13 protein-coding genes and 2 tRNA genes are annotated in these 16,211 nt (G+C 72.9%); 5 read left to right on the top strand and 10 right to left on the bottom strand.

Going from position 1 to position 16,211, the window contains the following annotated elements; all coding sequences use genetic code 11:
* The 3 genes from ACWIF2_RS07290 to ACWIF2_RS07300 all read right to left on the bottom strand — a co-directional run.
* Window positions 1–183, bottom strand: a 183-nt coding sequence (locus ACWIF2_RS07290; protein WP_454359126.1) for a hypothetical protein, incomplete at its 3' end; no start/stop codon positions are given.
* A 59-nt stretch (window positions 184–242) separates the two neighbouring features.
* Window positions 243–315: transfer RNA gene (locus tag ACWIF2_RS07295), tRNA-Arg, on the bottom strand.
* Between the two features lie 184 nt (window positions 316–499).
* A tRNA-Ser gene (locus tag ACWIF2_RS07300) sits at window positions 500–590 on the bottom strand.
* A gap of 165 nt (window positions 591–755) precedes the next feature.
* Here ACWIF2_RS07300 and ACWIF2_RS07305 point away from each other — a divergent pair.
* A complete protein-coding gene (locus ACWIF2_RS07305; protein ID WP_454359127.1) occupies window positions 756–1,271 on the top strand; it encodes an SSI family serine proteinase inhibitor in 516 nt (171 codons plus the stop codon).
* A 424-nt stretch (window positions 1,272–1,695) separates the two neighbouring features.
* Window positions 1,696–6,327 (top strand): PAS domain-containing protein, encoded by a 4,632-nt coding sequence (locus ACWIF2_RS07310; RefSeq protein ID WP_454359128.1) that lies wholly within the window; start codon window positions 1,696–1,698, stop codon window positions 6,325–6,327.
* Window positions 6,328–6,559: 232 nt separating this feature from the next.
* On the opposite strand, the gene ACWIF2_RS07315 is transcribed toward ACWIF2_RS07310, so the two are convergent.
* Window positions 6,560–7,138, bottom strand: a complete 579-nt coding sequence (locus ACWIF2_RS07315; protein WP_454359129.1) for a TetR family transcriptional regulator — start codon at window positions 7,136–7,138, stop codon at window positions 6,560–6,562.
* Between the two features lie 158 nt (window positions 7,139–7,296).
* On the opposite strand from ACWIF2_RS07315, the gene ACWIF2_RS07320 reads away from it, so the two are divergent.
* On the top strand, window positions 7,297–8,517 hold the full coding sequence (locus ACWIF2_RS07320) for an MFS transporter (RefSeq protein WP_454359130.1): 1,221 nt from the start codon (window positions 7,297–7,299) through the stop codon (window positions 8,515–8,517).
* Between the two features lie 116 nt (window positions 8,518–8,633).
* Window positions 8,634–9,176, top strand: coding sequence for a GNAT family N-acetyltransferase (locus ACWIF2_RS07325; protein WP_454359131.1), 543 nt, complete (start codon window positions 8,634–8,636; stop codon window positions 9,174–9,176).
* A gap of 40 nt (window positions 9,177–9,216) precedes the next feature.
* Here ACWIF2_RS07325 and ACWIF2_RS07330 read toward each other — a convergent pair whose 3' ends face one another.
* From ACWIF2_RS07330 to ACWIF2_RS07355, 6 genes are all read right to left on the bottom strand, one after another.
* Window positions 9,217–10,896 carry a long-chain fatty acid--CoA ligase gene (locus ACWIF2_RS07330; protein ID WP_454359132.1) on the bottom strand — a complete coding sequence of 560 codons (1,680 nt, stop codon included), beginning with the start codon at window positions 10,894–10,896 and terminating at the stop codon, window positions 9,217–9,219.
* A 137-nt stretch (window positions 10,897–11,033) separates the two neighbouring features.
* Complete coding sequence (locus ACWIF2_RS07335) at window positions 11,034–11,594, bottom strand: SigE family RNA polymerase sigma factor (protein ID WP_382492444.1); 561 nt, start codon at window positions 11,592–11,594, stop codon at window positions 11,034–11,036.
* A gap of 97 nt (window positions 11,595–11,691) precedes the next feature.
* A complete protein-coding gene (locus ACWIF2_RS07340) occupies window positions 11,692–12,900 on the bottom strand; it encodes a lipid-transfer protein (RefSeq protein ID WP_454359133.1) in 1,209 nt (402 codons plus the stop codon).
* 16 nt (window positions 12,901–12,916) lie between these two features.
* Window positions 12,917–13,351 (bottom strand): MaoC family dehydratase, encoded by a 435-nt coding sequence (locus ACWIF2_RS07345; RefSeq protein WP_454359134.1) that lies wholly within the window; start codon window positions 13,349–13,351, stop codon window positions 12,917–12,919.
* Window positions 13,348–14,304, bottom strand: coding sequence for a bifunctional MaoC family dehydratase N-terminal/OB-fold nucleic acid binding domain-containing protein (locus ACWIF2_RS07350; protein ID WP_454359135.1), 957 nt, complete (start codon window positions 14,302–14,304; stop codon window positions 13,348–13,350). Before ACWIF2_RS07350 ends, ACWIF2_RS07345 begins: the two co-directional genes overlap by 4 nt.
* 167 nt (window positions 14,305–14,471) lie before the next feature.
* Window positions 14,472–14,798 (bottom strand): hypothetical protein, encoded by a 327-nt coding sequence (locus ACWIF2_RS07355; RefSeq protein WP_382492434.1) that lies wholly within the window; start codon window positions 14,796–14,798, stop codon window positions 14,472–14,474.
* Between the two features lie 384 nt (window positions 14,799–15,182).
* On the opposite strand from ACWIF2_RS07355, the gene ACWIF2_RS07360 reads away from it, so the two are divergent.
* Window positions 15,183–16,049: a bifunctional DNA primase/polymerase gene (locus tag ACWIF2_RS07360; protein WP_454359136.1), complete on the top strand. Its 867-nt coding sequence runs from the start codon at window positions 15,183–15,185 to the stop codon at window positions 16,047–16,049.
* Window positions 16,050–16,211 lie beyond the last annotated feature (162 nt).

Genomic DNA, 16,211 nt, shown 5'->3' on the forward strand with positions numbered 1-16,211 from the left:
GGATATCTCCGGGGCTCGTGATCTGTGTGCCGTCGTTGCCGTCGCGCCAGACGCCCCTGGTACGGCGGACAGGGTCCACTCGATTCGCGCTGTCTCCGCGCCGACCATCATCGCTGCGGCGGCGAGGGTCGCCACCTCGACGAAAAGGGCGATCACCGGGACTCGCCCGATCGTGGTGACCATGTGGGCAGGACACAAGCCAGAGGCCCTGTGGATCACTCCACAGGGCCTCTGGTCTGCTGTGCACTCGGCAGGATTCGAACCTGCAACCTTCTGATCCGTAGTCAGATGCTCTATCCGTTAAGCTACGAGTGCTTGTTCTGTTTTATCGCCGCTCTCGGGCCTTCCGGCTCGCTCGCGGCGACAGGAAGAACATTACATGACTGCCGCCGCCATGTGAAATCCGTTTGCCGCACCCCTTGTGAGCTGCGGAAACGGCTGTTCCGGACGGTACGACAGCGAAGCCCCGGTCGGGTGACCGGGGCTTCGTGATCAGGTGCGGAGGCGGAGGGATTTGAACCCTCGATGGGATTTAAGTCCCAAACCGCATTAGCAGTGCGGCGCCATAGACCGGACTAGGCGACGCCTCCACGCAACATCCTCTCGCGCGAGCGCGAGTCGGTGCTTGCCGATGATGACACAGTCGAGCGCCGTGTCACCAATCGCCCCCCACGGTACTAGGCAGGAAGGTCGCAGGGCAAAAGCCTTCTCGGGCTGTCGCGCAACGTCCCGGGGCACGCCGCGTTAGTCAGGGCATGTCGACTGCCATTTCCCGGGCCACCGCCCGAACCGCGTCCCGGACCACCCCCCGCTCCGGTCTGCGCCGCCTCGCCCTCGGTGCCGCCGCCTCCGTCGCCGCCCTCGGGTCACTGGCCGCGGTGTCCCCCGCCGCGTACGCCCAGACCGGGCTCGGCGACGGCAAGAGCAAGGAGCGGGATCACCTCACCGTCACCGTGCGGAACGCCGGCAACGGGGCCGACGGGACCTTCGAGCTGTACTGCGGACCCGACGGCGGCAGCCATCCCGACCCGCGTGGCGCCTGTGCCGCCCTGGAGCGGGACACACGGTGGGGGCAGGAGGCCTTCGCTCCCGCCCCGCAGGGTGGCTTCTGCACCATGCAGTACGGCGGGCCGGCCACCGCGCACATCACCGGCACCTGGGCCGGGCGCCCCGTCGACGCCACGTACGACCGCCGTGACGGCTGCCAGATCTCCCGCTGGGACCGGCTCGTGCCGCTCCTGCCGGACATGGGGAGCGGGCGGCGCGCCTGAGTACCGCGGCGGATCACGCAGCGGAACCCGTATCGGATCACGCAGCGGATCACGCAATCGGAACCCGTGTCGGATCCCGCACCGGTTCTCCTCATGTCGCCTCCGTTACGACCCTCCGTACCTCGTCGCATCTCGTCCGGATTTCGCCCCTCCCCGTCCGTCATCCCGCCGGTCCGGCCAAAAGGTACAGAAACACCGTCGTCGTAAAGGTCCCGCGAAGGTCCCGCGACGTCGTCGCAGGAGGGCGGGCGTTTGGCGGTTACTCGGTCGTCAGTTCGGGGTCACTTATGCGTGCGACCTCCCTCTCATCCGGCGTCGCGAGCGCAACCGCAGCCCTTAGACTCCCTCGCGTGACACGCTGCGGGACGGTTGGCAAGATGGCCCGAGCGGTCGGCAAGGTGCGGTAACAGGGAGGAAGCGTCTCGTGAGCAGCAGGCCATCCCGAGGCGCTGCTCGCCTCGCAGCCATACTGGATGCGCTCCCCGACGCGTTGGTGCTGGTCAATGCCAACGGGACGGTCGTCAACGCCAACACCATCGCCCTGGAGGCCTTCGAGACTCCGGGCACCGCTCTGGTGGGGCGCGGGCTGCTCGATCTGCTGCCGCAGTTCGACTCCAAGCTCATCCCCGGCTCCATGCGACGGCCGGAGCACCTCGATCCGCAGGGCCGGACCAAGCCGACCCGGATGATCGCGCGCAGGACGGACGGGACCGAGTTCCCCGTCGAGGTCACCAGTGCGAATCTGGAGAACGGGCAGCAGGCCTACGACGGTTACGGCTACACCGGCGACGAGCTGCTCATGCTCGTCGTACGCGACTTGTCCGGGACCGTGGACACCGAAGCCGAGCTCGCGCGGTCGCAGCGGCAGACCGAGATGATTCTGCGGGCCGCCTCCGAGGGCGTCGTCGGGACCGACACCGACGGGCGGATCGTGCTGGTCAATCCGGCCGCCGCTCAGATACTGGGTTTCCGGGCCAGCGATCTCGGCGGGCGTGAACTGCATGAACTCGTGCTGCACTCGCGAGCCGACGGGTCGGCCTTCCCGTACGAGGAGTCGCCGCTCGCCGACACCCTGCGCTCCGGGCGCAAGCACCGGGTGCGCGGGCAGGTGCTGTACGCCAAGGACGGCGGCAAGGTTCCGGTCGATCTGACGACCGCGCCCGTGCGGGACGGCGACCAGCTCGTCGGCGCCGTGATGACCTTCACCGACCGGCGGCCGTACGACGCGGTCGTCGAGGAGAAGGAAGCGGCGGACAAACGCCATGAGGAAGAGCTGGAGCGGGTCTCCGAGGAGCACGCCTCCGAGCTGACCGCGCTGCGCCAGCGGCACGTCACCGAGCTGGAGGAGCTGAGCGAGCGGCACGCCGAGGAGCTCGGCGCGAACGAGGATCGGTACGCCGCGCTCGGGGAGCGGGAGAAGGACCGGTACGAGGCGCTCGCCGCCCGGCACGAGCAGTTGCTGACCCTGCTGGGCCGGTCGCTGCGCGGGCCGCTCGAGGAACTGCGGCGCGAGCTGGCCGCGCTCGCCGCCGACGACGCCGGGCAGCTGTGGCCCGAGGCCAACCAGGTGCTGCACCACCTGTCCGCGGGCTACTCGCGGATCACGACGCTCATCGACAACGTCCTCGGCTACCAGCGGCTCGACACGGGCAGCGAGAACGTGGCCCGTACGAAGGTGATGCTGGACGCCGTGGTCGCCTCCGGGGTCGACGGGGCCGTCGAGCTCATCGGGCCCGGGCGGGTGCAGTTCGCCGTGCACGCGCCGCCCATCGAGGCCGAGGTGGATCCTCGGCTGCTCGCCACCGCCCTCGCGCATCTCGTCGCGGACGTGGCGGGGGTCGACGCGACCGGCAACACGCCCCTGTCGGCGGGCGGTTATCTGGACAACACCGTCGTGGTGGCGGCGGCGCAGCGCGGCGAGGTCGTACGCATCGAGGTGCGCGGGCCGTACGCCGGTGGCGACACCGTGCACGAGCCGATCGTGCGGGGGATCGTCCGGGCGCACGGCGGTGTGCTGCAGACGCATGACGTGCCGGGGATGAGCGGGAGCGCGTACGTCCTCGAGGTGCCGATCGGGGGTGGGGCCGGGGCCGTTGCCGCGGATGCCGCCGCCGAGGCGGTCGACGAGGGCCTCGCCGGGGCCCCGGGTGAGCAGACCTCCGGTGGGGGGCGGCGCCGGGCGCGGCGCGCCACCACCGATGCCTTCCTCGACGGCGATGTTCCCAGTGAGGGCGACGAGGCCGATGGTTCCGCCGGGGCCGGTGGGTCCGGGCGGCGCAGGAGGCGGGCCGCCGGGGAACCGGCCGCTCTTCCGGCGGGGGCCTCCGGTGAGCCCGCCGGGTCGGGCGGCACCGGGCGGCGGCGCGGGCGTCCGGCCGAGGGTGCCGCCGCAGGGGCCGTCGCCGCCGAGGGCGTCGGGAGTGCCGTCCAGGGTGTCGCCGAGGGGGCCGTCGTCACGGCCGCCGAGCACGCGGCCGGGACCGCCGCCTCGGGTACGGGGCTGGGCGGGACCGTTCCGCCGCAGGGCGTGCCCGAGTCCTCCGGGCAGCGGGCCCGGCGTGAACCCGGTGAGCAGCGCGCGTTGCCTCCAGCCCTGCCCGCGCCGTCCGGTGACGCCGGCTCCGGTTCGGACGGTGCGGCACCGGGGCAGGCCCAGCAGCCGACCGGGCGCCGGCGGCGTGCGCTGGCCGCCGCCAATGAGCGGGCGGCGGCGCAGCAGGCCGCGGGGCCGCGTCCGGTGTTCGCCCTGCCGCCGGCCGAGGCCGATCAGACGACCCCGGTCGAACCGGCCCACCAGGGCGTTCAGGCCGGACCGACCGATCAGAGGCAGGGGACCGAGGCGGTCGCCGCTTCGGCCGCCGCCGGTGACGCGGTGGCCGCGGAGGGGCGGCACGACGCCGTACCGCACGACCAGTCCGCCGATCACACCCCGCCACAGCCGCATCCCACGAGTGCGCCGACGGGCCGTCGGCGGCGGGCCGTGGTGCCGCAGCAGGGTGAGGGGGCCCAGGGGCAGACGGCGGGTGCGGCGGGTGCCGCGCCAGCGGGTGCCGTACCGGCTGCCGCCGTGCCGCCTGGTTCCGTGCCCGTGGGGCCCGGTTCCGTGCCCGTGGGGCCCGGGCAGGGCATTCCCGCGCAGCAGGGCGCCGCGGGGCAGGTCCCGCCGGGGCAGGGCGCGCCGGTCCAGGTCGGGGTGGCCGCCGCGCAGGCCGTGCCGGGTACGGCCGTGCCGCCGCAGGGCAACGCCGTTCAGCCTCAGGGGAACGCTCCGCAGGGCGGCATCCCCCAGCCGCAGGGCGTGTCCGTCCCCGCGCAGGGCGGGCTCGGGCACAGCGTGCAGGCGGCCCTCCCGGGGCAGGCGCTGCAGCCTCCGGCCCAGGTCGGGCAGCCCCTGCCGCAGCAGGGCGTCGCCGCGGCGGCGCAGCAGCCCTCCGCCGGGCAGCCGCTCCCCGCCGAGGCCGCCCCCGGGCAGGACACCCCGGCCCAGGGCAGCCCGGCTCAGGGCACTCCCGTCCAGGGGACCCCGGCTCAGGGGACCCCGGCTCAGGGGCCCCCGGCTCAGGGCGGCACCCCCGCCCCCCAGCCCTGGCCCGCCGCCGACGACAGCGCGGGGGCCGGTGTCGCCGTACCCCCGAACGGCACGCCCCCTCAGGCCCCGCAGCCGAACGCCACGGCCACGAACACCCCGGCCCCGGGCACCCCGTTGCCGCCGGAGGGTGCGGCGCAGGCGCAGCGGGCGGCTCAGCCGTTGCCCGCGGAGGCCTCGGCGCCCGTCGATCCGAACTCGACGCAGGGGCGGGCGATCAGCGTGCGGACGCTGGGGCAGGGCGTGCCGTTCAACCGGCAGGCCGCCCAGGTCCAGCAGTCGCCGTCCCTGTCCGTCCCCCTGCCGACGGCGACGCCGCCCCCGCACCAGCCGGGCGGATCGGGCCGGCGCCGCAAGCTCGGCACGCCGCCCGACCCGGCCACGCGTCCCGATCAGGCCACCCGTACGGAACCGGCGTCCCGTCCGGACCAGGGACAGCGCCCCGACCAGACGGCGCGCCCCGAGCAGGCGGCCCGTCCTGAGCAGGCCGCGCGTCCGCATCCGGCCGAGCCGACGCCCCCGCCGGTCGCCGCCCAGGTGCCCGCCCCGGCCCCCGTGCCGGCTCAGCCGTCCCTCGCCGGTCAGTCCCGGCTCACGCAGCTGACCGAGGGCGGCGGCCGGTCGTACGCCATAGGCGCACCCGACGAGAACGCCGCCGAGGGGCCCGAGCCGCTGGACGGGCCCGGGGGTGCCGTCGAGGTGGCCGATCCGCCGCGGCCGCAGCCGATGGACGACGAGTTGCCGCCGGAGCCGCTGGACAACCCGCGGCGGCTGCTGGTGTGGCCAGCGCCGGACGTCAGCACCCAGCAGGCGCTGAGCGACCGCGGCTACCGGCCCGTGATCGTGAACTCACGCGAGGAGGTGGACGCGCAGATCGCGGCGTTCCCCGCCGCGCTGTTCGTCGACCCGCTGACCGGGCCGATCACCCGTACGGCGCTGCAGTCGCTGCGGCAGGCCGCCGTGGCCGCCGAGGTGCCCGTCCTCGTCACGGCCGGGCTCGGACAGGCCTCGCGGGACGCTGCCTACGGTGCCGATCCGGCCGTGCTGCTGAAGGCGCTGGCGCCGCGCGACAGTGAGCAGCACCCGCCGCGGGTGCTGCTGATCGAGGAGCACGCGGAGATCGCGCTGGCGCTGACGGCGACGCTGGAGCGGCGCGGGATGCAGGTCGCGCGGGCCGCGAGCGACGCGGACGCGGTGACGCTGGCCAGCGATTTCCGGCCGAACCTGGTCGTGATGGACCTGATGCAGGTGCACCAGCGGCAGGCCGGGTTCGCCGGGATCGTGGACTGGCTGCGCGCGAACGGGCAGCTGAACCGCACCCCGCTGGTCGTCTACACCGCCGCCGTCGACCAGGCCGACCTGCCGCGGCTGGCCTCCGGGGAAACGGTGCTGTTCCTCGCGGAGCGGTCCACCAGCGGCGATGTGCAGACCCGGATCGTCGAGCTGCTGAGCCGGATCGGGACCAACTGAGCCGGATCGGGGCCGGCTGAGCCAGAGCGGTACCGGCTGAGGCGGCGGACGGGTGGCCGGGGCGCGGTGGCCGGGCGGACGGGTGGCCGGGGGCCCGGGGGCCCGGTGGCCGGGCGGGCCCGTGGCCGGGGGCCCGGTGGCCGAGCGGACGGGTGGCCGGAGGCCCGATGGCCGAGCGGACGGGTGGCCGGAGGCCCGGCGGCCGAGCGGACGGGTGGGCGGGTGGCCGGTTCTACCGGGCCGTCAGCCTGCGCGCCGCCTCCTTGACCGACGCGCGCAGGCGGTCCTGGGCGTCCTCCCCGTCGCCGACCAGGATGCGCCGCATCTGCGGGACGACGGCGGTCCAGTTGGCCAGGGCGGTGAGCAGGAACAGCAGGTCGGCCGCCGGGAGGGCGTCCGTGATGACGCCCCGGTCCTGGCCGTCCTTGAGGGCGGCGACCTTGCGGACGTAGTGCTCCTGGCGGGCGGACTCGTGGGGCAGTTCGGCGCTGCCGTACTCCAGGCCCTCCCAGAAGAGCAGGCGCAGCAGCTCCGGGTGGGCGGCGTGGTAGTCCATCACGCGGTCGATCCAGCTCTCGATGTCGTCCGGGACGACGGGGACGTCCTCGGCGAGGTGGAGCATCTTCTTCTCGAGGACGATCGCGAACAGCTCCGCCTTGTTGCCGAAGTAGGCGTAGATCAGCTGCTTGTTGGCCTTCGCCTCGGCGGCGATGCGGTCGATGCGCGCGCCGGCGATGCCGTGCCGGGCGAACTCGGCGACCGCCGCCTCGAAGATCCGGGCCTTGGTGGCCTCGGGGTCCCTTGGTGCCATGGGGGAGAGGGTAGCGCGCCGGGTAACCAACTGTTTGGTTGACAGGGAATCGAAGGGCGGCTCACACTGTTGCTCCATCATCCAACCAACCAGTTAGTTGTTAGAGCCGACTCCAAGCCGACTCCCGACTCCAAATCGACTCCGAGGAGTCCCCTTCCATGCCGTCAGCGACCACGACCACGACCCGCCGGGCCGAACAGGCCCCTCCCCGGCAGGCGCGTACGCCCGCACCCGGCCTCTTCCTCACCCTGATCGCCGTGTGCAGCGCGGTGACCGCCGCCAACATCTACCTCGCCGCACCGCTGCTCTCGCTCATGGCCCGCGACTTCGGCTCGGCCCCCTCGGCCGTCGCCTGGATCGCCTCGGTCGCCCAGCTCGGCTACGCGGTCGGCCTGCTGTTCTTCGCCCCGCTCGGCGACAGCGCGAACCGGCGCCGGCTGGTCGCCGGGCTCACCCTCGTCACCACCGTCGCGCTGGGCGCCAGTGCGGCCGCCCCGGGCGCCACCGCCCTCGCGATCGCCATGTTCGTCGCCTCGGCCACGACCGTCATCCCCCAGCTGCTCGTCCCGCTGGTCGCCGAACGCGCCCCCGCCGACCGGCGTGCCCGTCATGTCGCGGCCGTCATCGCGGGCCTGTTCACCGGCATCGTCGGGGCCCGGGTCCTGGGCGGGCTGGCCGGGCAGGCCTTCGGCTGGCGCTGGGTGTTCGCGGGCGCGGCCCTGCTCACCCTCGTCCTGGGGCTCGCGACCGCGTTCGTCCTGCCGTCGCGGCGGCGGCGGGAAGGCCCGCTGTTCGCGGGGCTCGCCGCGCTGCCGTCGGTGCTGCGGGGGTCACCGGAGCTGTGGCGGGCGTGCCTGCGGCAGGCCGGGATGTTCGGCGCGTGGAGCGCGCTGTGGACCGCGCTCTCCCTGCTGCTGACCGGCCCCGCGTACGGGCTGTCCACCGCGACCGCCGGGCTGTTCGGGCTCTTCGGGCTGACGGCGAGTGCGGTGGCTCCGCTGGCCGGCGGGTTCGTGGACCGGTTCGGCGCGGCGCGGGTCGTACGGTCCGCGTATCTGCTCGCGGCCGTGTCCGTGCCGCTGTTCTGGCTGGGCGGGCACGCGCTTGCCGCGCTGTTCGCCGCCGCGATCGCGATCCACGCGGCGCTCGTCGCCTCCCATGTCGCCAACCAGACCCTCGCCCTGACCGCGACCTCCACCCCCGCCACGGCCAACACCGCCTATGTGGTCGCGGGCTTCGCGGGCGGCGCCGGGGCCTCGGCTCTCGGCGGGACCGCCTTCAGCCACTTCGGCTGGGGCGGGGTGTGCGCGGTGGCGGGGCTGTGGCTGGTGCTGGGATGGGGGCTGACCTCGGCTACGGCCCGGCTCCCCCGGCGGTGAGGCGATGCCGCGGGGCGCGACGCGGGGCGGGAACGCGGGGCGCCGGCCGGGCGGACGGCCTCCCGTGTGTGAGAGGGCCGCGGATAGCCGTACGCCGGGGTGGACATGATCTTCCTGTGCGCCGCGAAACCGTGACCCTGAGCAGGATCGGTTCGCAGGACTGGGCCGCCGTCCACACCTGGGCGGGTCTGCCCGAGGCCTGCCGCTATCAGCCGTGGGGGCCGAACACGCCGGACGAGACGCGGGAGTTCGTGGCGGGTGCGGTCGATGCCTGGTCGGACAGGCCCCAGCGCCGCTTTCCCTATGTGGCCCGGCTTGGGCGGGACGTCGTGGGGATGGGGGAGCTGCGGGTGCGCGACGCACCCCGGCGGCAGGGCGAGATCTCGTACATCGTGCATCCGCGCGTCTGGGGGCGGGGCATCGGGACGGAGATCGGGCGGCTGCTTCTCGGGCACGCCTTCGGCGACTCGCGGCTCCATCGCGTCCATGCCACCTGCGATCCCCGGAATCTCGGCTCCGCGCGGGTGCTGGCCAAGCTCGGCATGACGCTGGAGGGACGCCTGCGGCACACCCAGCTCATCCGTGACGGCTGGCGGGACTCGCTGGTCTTCGGCCTGCTCGAGGAGGAGTGGGACGCGGGGAGCGCCGTGCAGGGGTGAGCCCCTGGCGGTGGCCAGGGGCTCCGAGACGTTCTGCGGGTCAGCCGAGCTTGGTGATGTCCAGGTCGCCCTCCGCGTACTGCCTGCGCAGTACTTTCTTGTCGAACTTTCCGACGCTCGTCTTCGGGACCGCCTCGATGACCGTCCAGCGCTCCGGGAGCTGCCACTTGGCGATGCTGCCCTCGTCGGCGAGGAAGGCGCGCAGGGTCTCGAAGGTGGCGGTGGCGCCCTCCTTGAGGACGACCGTGGCCAGGGGGCGCTCGCCCCACTTGTCGTCGGGGACGGCGACCACGGCCGCCTCGGCGACGTCCGGGTGGGCCATGAGCGCGTTCTCCAGGTCCACCGACGAGATCCACTCGCCGCCGGACTTGATGACATCCTTGGCCCGGTCGGTGAGGGTGAGGTAGCCGTCGGGGGAGATGGTCCCGACGTCGCCCGTCTTGAGCCAGCCGTCCTCGCTGAACTTGTCGGCCGGGCGGAGCGGGTCGGCGTCCGGGCCGTTGTAATAGGCACCGGCGATCCACGGGCCGCGTACCTCCAGCTCGCCGGCCGACTCGCCGTCCCAGGGGAGGCGTTCGCCGCCCGGGCCGGTCAGGCGGCCCTCGACGCCGGCGGGGAAGCGGCCCTGGGTGAGGCGGTAGGCGAGCTCGTCCGCCGTGCCGATCGCGCTGGCCGGGGGGCGGGCGATCGTGCCGAGCGGGGACGTCTCCGTCATGCCCCAGGCGTGGCAGACCCGCATGCCCAGCTTGTCGAAGGCCTCCATGAGGGAGGGCGGACAGGCCGCGCCGCCGATGGTGACCTGGCCGAGGAAGGAGACGTCACGCGGGTTCGCGGTCAGCTCGGCGAGCAGGCCCTGCCAGATGGTGGGGACGGCGGCCGCGTGGGTGGGCTTCTCGCGCTCGATCATCGCGGCGAGCGGGGCCGGCTGGAGGAAGCGGTCCGGCATCAGCATGTTCACGCCGGTCATGAAGGTCGCGTGCGGCAGGCCCCAGGCGTTCACATGGAACTGGGGCACGACGACCAGCGAGGTGTCCCCGTCGGTCAGGCCCATCGACTGGGCCATGTTGACCTGCATGGAGTGCAGGTAGATGGAGCGGTGGCTGTAGACCACGCCCTTGGGGTCGCCGGTGGTGCCGGAGGTGTAGCACATGGCGGCGGCCTGGCGTTCGTCCAGCTCGGGCCAGTCGTACGACGTCGGCTTGTCGGCGATCAGGTCCTCGTACTCGTGGACACGGGCGGTCGCGTCCGCGAGGAGGGAGCGGTCCCCGGGGCCGGTGACGACCACGTGCTCGACCGTCTTGAGGTGCGGGAGCAGCGGGGCGAGCAGGGGGAGCAGCGAACCGTTGGCGATGATCACGCGGTCGGCGGCGTGGTTGACGATCCAGGCCAGCTGCTCGGGCGGGAGGCGGAGGTTCAGGGTGTGCAGGACCGCGCCCATGGACGGGATCGCGAAGTAGGCCTCGACATGTTCCGCGTTGTTCCAGGCCAGAGTCGCGACGCGCTCGTCGCCGGTGACGCCGAGGTCCTCCCGGAGCGCGTGGGCCAGCTGGGCGGCGCGGGCACCGATCTCCGCGAAGGAGCGGCGGTGCGGCTCGTCCTCACCGGTCCACGTGGTCACCTGCGATGTCCCGTGGATCGTGGACCCGTGGGTCAGGATCCTCGAGATCAGCAGCGGTACGTCCTGCATGGTGCTCAGCACGGCGTCCTCCCGGGGCGACATTGCCAACGCGGTGGTAAAGGTTGCGCTGATTCTGCGCACATACCGCGCGGTATGTCACTAGGACCGGGCGATCGATCACATCACGCCAAGCGGAATGAGTGGCTCAGCGGCGGCCGGGGCGGCGTGCCGGGCGGGGCTCACTGGCGGACAAGTCCCAGCTCAGCGTCCTCGCGGAGCTTTCCCAGCGCGCGTGAGACGGCCGACTTCACCGTGCCCACCGAGACGCCGAGCACTTCGGCCGTCTGGACCTCGCTGAGGTCCTCGTAGTACCTGAGGACTACCATCGCCCGCTGCCGGGCGGGCAGCCGCATGATCGCCCGCCACATCGCGTCACGCAGCGCCTGCTGCTCGGCCGGGTCGTCGCTGCCGGTCACCGGCTCCGGCTCGGGCAGCTCGTCGCAGGCGAACTCGTCGACCTTGCGCTTGCGCCACTGCGACGTCCGCGTGTTCAGCAGCGCCCGGCGCACATAGCCGTCGAGGGCGCGGTGGTCCTCGATACGCTCCCAGGCGACGTACGTCTTGGTGAGCGCGGTCTGCAACAGGTCCTCCGCGTCGCTCGGGTTGCCGGTGAGCGAGCGGGCGGTACGCAGCAGCACCGGCTGGCGGGCCCTGACGTACGACGAGAACGACGGGTACGGAAGAGTCTGCGCCGCTGGTGAAGCGGCCTTCGACGCGCTGGTGCAGACGAGTGTGGTCATGGCTCAACGCTATGAGCGGGGCCGGGTCCGGCGGATCGGCCGCAGGTCCCGAAGCGGGGTCCCCCTCAGGTTGTAGGGGTAGGGCCCGCTGCACCTCCTAGAGGTGGAGCGGAGGCACCGGGGTACTGCGGGTTGTCCCCTCAGGGTCGGCTGTGAGTACGAGTCCCGACGTAGGCACGCCCGTCCCCGCCGTCACCAGGACCCGTTCCGCTCCGGGGATCGGGTTCACCGCCGTCCCCCTGATCTGCCGGACGGCTTCCGCCACCCCGTTCATCCCGTGCAGGTACGCCTCCCCCAGCTGTCCCCCGTGTGTGTTGATCGGCAGGCGCCGCTCGGCCACGAAGTCCGGTGCCTCGCCGGGGCCGCAGAAGCCGAACTCCTCCAGCTGCGTCAGCACGAACGGTGTGAAGTGGTCGTAGAGGATCCCCACGTCGATGTCGGCCGGCGCGAGTCCGGAGGTCCGCCACAGCTGCCGGGCCACCACCGCCGTCTCGGGCAGGCCGGTCAGGTCGTCGCGGTAGAAGCTGGTCATCTGCTCCTGCGCGCGTCCCGCGCCCTGGGCCGCCGCCGCGATCACGGCCGGCGGGTGGGGCAGGTCGCGGGCCCGCTCCACCGAGGTGACCACGAGGGCCTGGCCGCCGTCGGTCTCCTGGCAGCAGTCCAGGAGCCGCAGCGGCTCGACGATCCAGCGGGACGCGGCGTGGTCGGCCAGGGTGATGGGCCGGCCGTGGAAGTACGCGGCCGGGTTGTTCGCCGCGTAGGCGCGGTCGACCACGGCCACGTGCCCGAACACCTCCGGCTTCAGCCCGTACGTGTGGAGGTACCGCTGGGCCGCCATCGCCACCCAGGAGGCCGGGGTGAGCAGGCCGAACGGCAGCGACCAGCCGAGCGCCGCGCCCTCGGCCGAGGGCTCGCGGTGCCGGACGCCGGAGCCGAAGCGGCGGCCCGAGCGCTCGTTGAACGCCCGGTAGCAGACGACCACGTCCGCCACGCCCGCCGCGATCGCGAGGGCCGCCTGCTGGACGGTGGCGCAGGCGGCGCCGCCGCCGTAGTGGATCCGGGAGAAGAAGGAGAGCTCGCCGATGCCCGCTGCCTGGGCCACGGTGATCTCGGGGCTGGTGTCCATGGTGAACGTGACCATCCCGTCGACGTCGGCCGGGACGAGCCCGGCGTCCGCCAGCGCCGCCCGCACCGCCTCGACGGCAAGCCGCAGCTCGCTGCGCCCCGAGTCCTTGGAGAACTCGGTGGCCCCGATACCGACGATGGCCGCCCGCCCGCCGAGGGCGTCGTGCCGACGCGGACTCATGCCGGGCCTCCTCGGCTCATGGGATGTCCTCGGTCGACGGTCCGCCGGGATCCGCCGTCGTCCCGGCTCCCGCCGGAACCACGACCGTCACCGTGCCGGTGACGTGCTTGCCGAGGCCGTTCGCGCCGACGATCCGGACCGTCACCATGTCGCCGTCGACCTCCTCGACCGTGCCCGTCAGCACCATCGTGTCGCCGGGGTGGTTGGGCGCGCCGAGCCGGATGGCCACCCGGCGCAGCACGGCCCGCGGACCGAAGTGGTCCGTGATGTACCGGCCGACCAGGCCGTTGGTCGTCAGGATGTTCATGAAGATGTCGGGGGAGCCCTTCCGCCGGGCCAGGTCCGGATCGTGGTGCACGTCCTGGTAGTCGCGGGACGCGATCGCCCCGGCGACGATCAGGGTGCGGGTGACGGGGATCTCCAGGGGCGGGAGTCGGTCGCCGGCGTTCACCGCGTCACCCCCTGGAAGACGGGCAGGACCAGCTCGTCGTCGTAGCGCCGGAACTCGAGCCGGACCGGCATGCCGATCCGCACCTTGTCGTACGGCACCCCGACCACGTTGCTGACGATCCGCACGCCCTCCGCGAGCTCGATCAGCCCGACCGCGTAGGGGGGCTCGAAGGCCGGGAAGGGCGGGTGGTGCATGACGACGTACGAGTAGACCGTGCCCTCGCCGCTCGCCTCGACGGTGTCCCACTCCGGGGAGCCGCAGCTGTTGCAGCCCGGCAGCCAGGGGAAGCGCAGGTCGCCGCAGCCGGTGCAGCGCTGGATGAGCAGCTCGTGGCGGGCCACGCCCTCCCAGAAGCCGGCGTTGTCGCGGTTGACGACCGGGCGGGGGCGGCGCTCCCCGGGCGGTTCGGGGGTCTGCTTCCCCGGCCGCCGTGCGGGGGCGTACTTGAGGATGCGGAAGCGGTGGGTGCCGGCGAGTTCGCCGCCGGTCCGGATGTCCGTACGGGTCGTGATGAAGTAACCCGCCCCCAGCTTCGTGGTCTTCAGGTTGGAGACCGACTCGATCACCGAGTCGAAGGTGATCTCGTCGCCGGGGCGCAGGGGGCGCGGATACTCCTGCTCGCAGTCGGTGGCGACGACCGCGTCGTAGCCCGACTCGTCGAGTAGGCGCAGGAGTTCGTCGTAGGCCGCCGTGCGTTCCGGTCGGCGGGTGAGGCCGGCCATGGTCCACGCCTGGAGCATGGTGGGGGGAGCGATGGCGTCCGGTCCGGTGTAGGCGGGGCTGGTGTCGCCCATGGCCTCGCACCAGTGCCTGATCATCGGCGCGTTGACGGGGTCCCGGCCGACCCCGGTGGCGGCCGCCGGGCGGCCCTCGTAGGCCTTCAGGCGCGCCTCGAACGCCTCGGATCTCTCCGACTCCTCGGACTCCTCGTGGACCTCCGGCTCACCGTTCACGATTTCTGACTGTCCGTCAGATTTGGTGCGGCGTCAAGGCATCGCACCCCACGGACGCCGAAACGCCTGCGCGGCGGTACCGAAGTACCGCCGCTCAGACGCTTGTCACCCCACGATGCACACCCACACGGACGGCGGGCCGATGCCGGTACACCGGCCCGCTCAGCTCACCACCACAGCGGGGTGAAGCTGACGGCGGTGTTGTCGTTGCCCTGGTTGACGGCCGTGAAGGCGGAGCCGTTGACCTGGGCGGTGTTGCTCTGGTTCGAGGCACCGTCGCCGACGGCCTGCTGATTCGTGGTGGACGAGGTGCCGAAGTTGTCACCCCCGACACCACTGCCGAGGACACCCGCCTCGGCCTCCGTGACGGACGCGATCGATCCGTTGTCCGCGAAGGAGCCGTTGTCCGCCGTCGCGATGCCGCTGAAGAGGGCGGCCGCGAGCGGAAGGGCGGAGACGGCGGCGATGACGCGGGCGGTACGGATGCTTGCCATGTTGTTGTCCCTCCAAGGACTTCTGAGACTTCTGAGACTCGGGACTTCTGAGACTTCAGAACCAAGGACTGCATGGAGAAGTACTGCTGCTTCCAGGGAAGTTGGCCGACCGCCCTGGTCCGTTGCTCGACGTCGCGAGTCCAGAGTTGCCCACCGAATCCCCGGCGAACCACACCGGAAGCCCCTTTTCGCACTCAAGCGTGATGACATGTCGATAAACCCCTTTGCATCACTTCCGTACCGGACCGGGAGGGAAGAGGCGGTTCGAACCCTGGTGCCGCAAGGGCCGAAGCGTTCCAGCACTTTTCGCACACAGGCCTCGGCCCCGGCGCGTCACACCCGCTCCCTCTTTCCTTTTTCGAACGTACGTACGAAACTAGAAGCATGGCCACCACCGACCGGCAGGCCACGACGCTGGCCCTCGCACACGCCCTGTCAGCCGCCGAACGCGGACTGGCCGTCATCCCCTTGTCCCGCACCAAGCTCCCGGCGCTGCGCTCCCCGCACCGCGACGACCCCGCCCCCTCCCTCTGCCACGGCGCGTGCGGCCGTCTCGGGCACGGCGTGTACGACGCCTCCAGCGACCCGGCCCGCATCCGCGAACTCTTCGCCGCGGCGCCCTGGGCGACCGGCTACGGCATCGCCTGCGGCCTGCCCCCGCACCAGCTGATCGGCATCGACCTGGACGTGAAGACCGGCAGGGACTCCTCGGCGGCCCTGCGCGAGCTGGCCCTGCGGCATCTGTTCACCATCCCCCCGACGGTGGTGGTCCTGACCCCGTCCGGCGGGCGTCACCTCTGGCTGAGCGGCCCGCCCGACGTGGTGGTCCCCAACTCGGCGGGACGTCTCGCCCCCGGCATCGACATCCGGGGCGCCGGCGGCTACCTCGTCGGCCCCGGCTCCCGCACCGGCCAGGGGGTGTACGCCGCCGCCCCAGGGACCGCGCACCTGGCGCCCGCCCCCTGCCCGCGCTCCCTGCTGCGGCTGCTGCTCCCGCCGCCCCGTGCCCACCACCCCACGCCCCCGTCGGCCGGCGGGCACGGCCAGGGCCTGGTCCAGTTCGTCCTGGGCGCGCACGAGGGCCAACGCAACACGCGGCTGTTCTGGGCGGCCTGCCGGGCGTACGAGGACGGCATCGGCCCGGCGCTCGTGGATCCCCTGGTCGAAGCGGCTCTCCACACCGGCCTGTCCGAGCGTGAGGCCAGGGCGACGATCGCGTCGGCGGCCCGGATGACCGGACACCGGCCATGAGCAGGACGTCGTCGGCCCGGGCGACGACCGCATCAGCCGCCCCGCTGACGGGACACCGGCCATGAGCAGGGCCTCATCGACCCACGCGACGACCGCATCGGCCGCCCGACTGACGGACACCAGCCACGAGCACCGGGCCACGTCCACCCACGCGACAACCAC

The sequence above is a fragment of the Streptomyces sp. NPDC055506 genome (assembly GCF_053643595.1).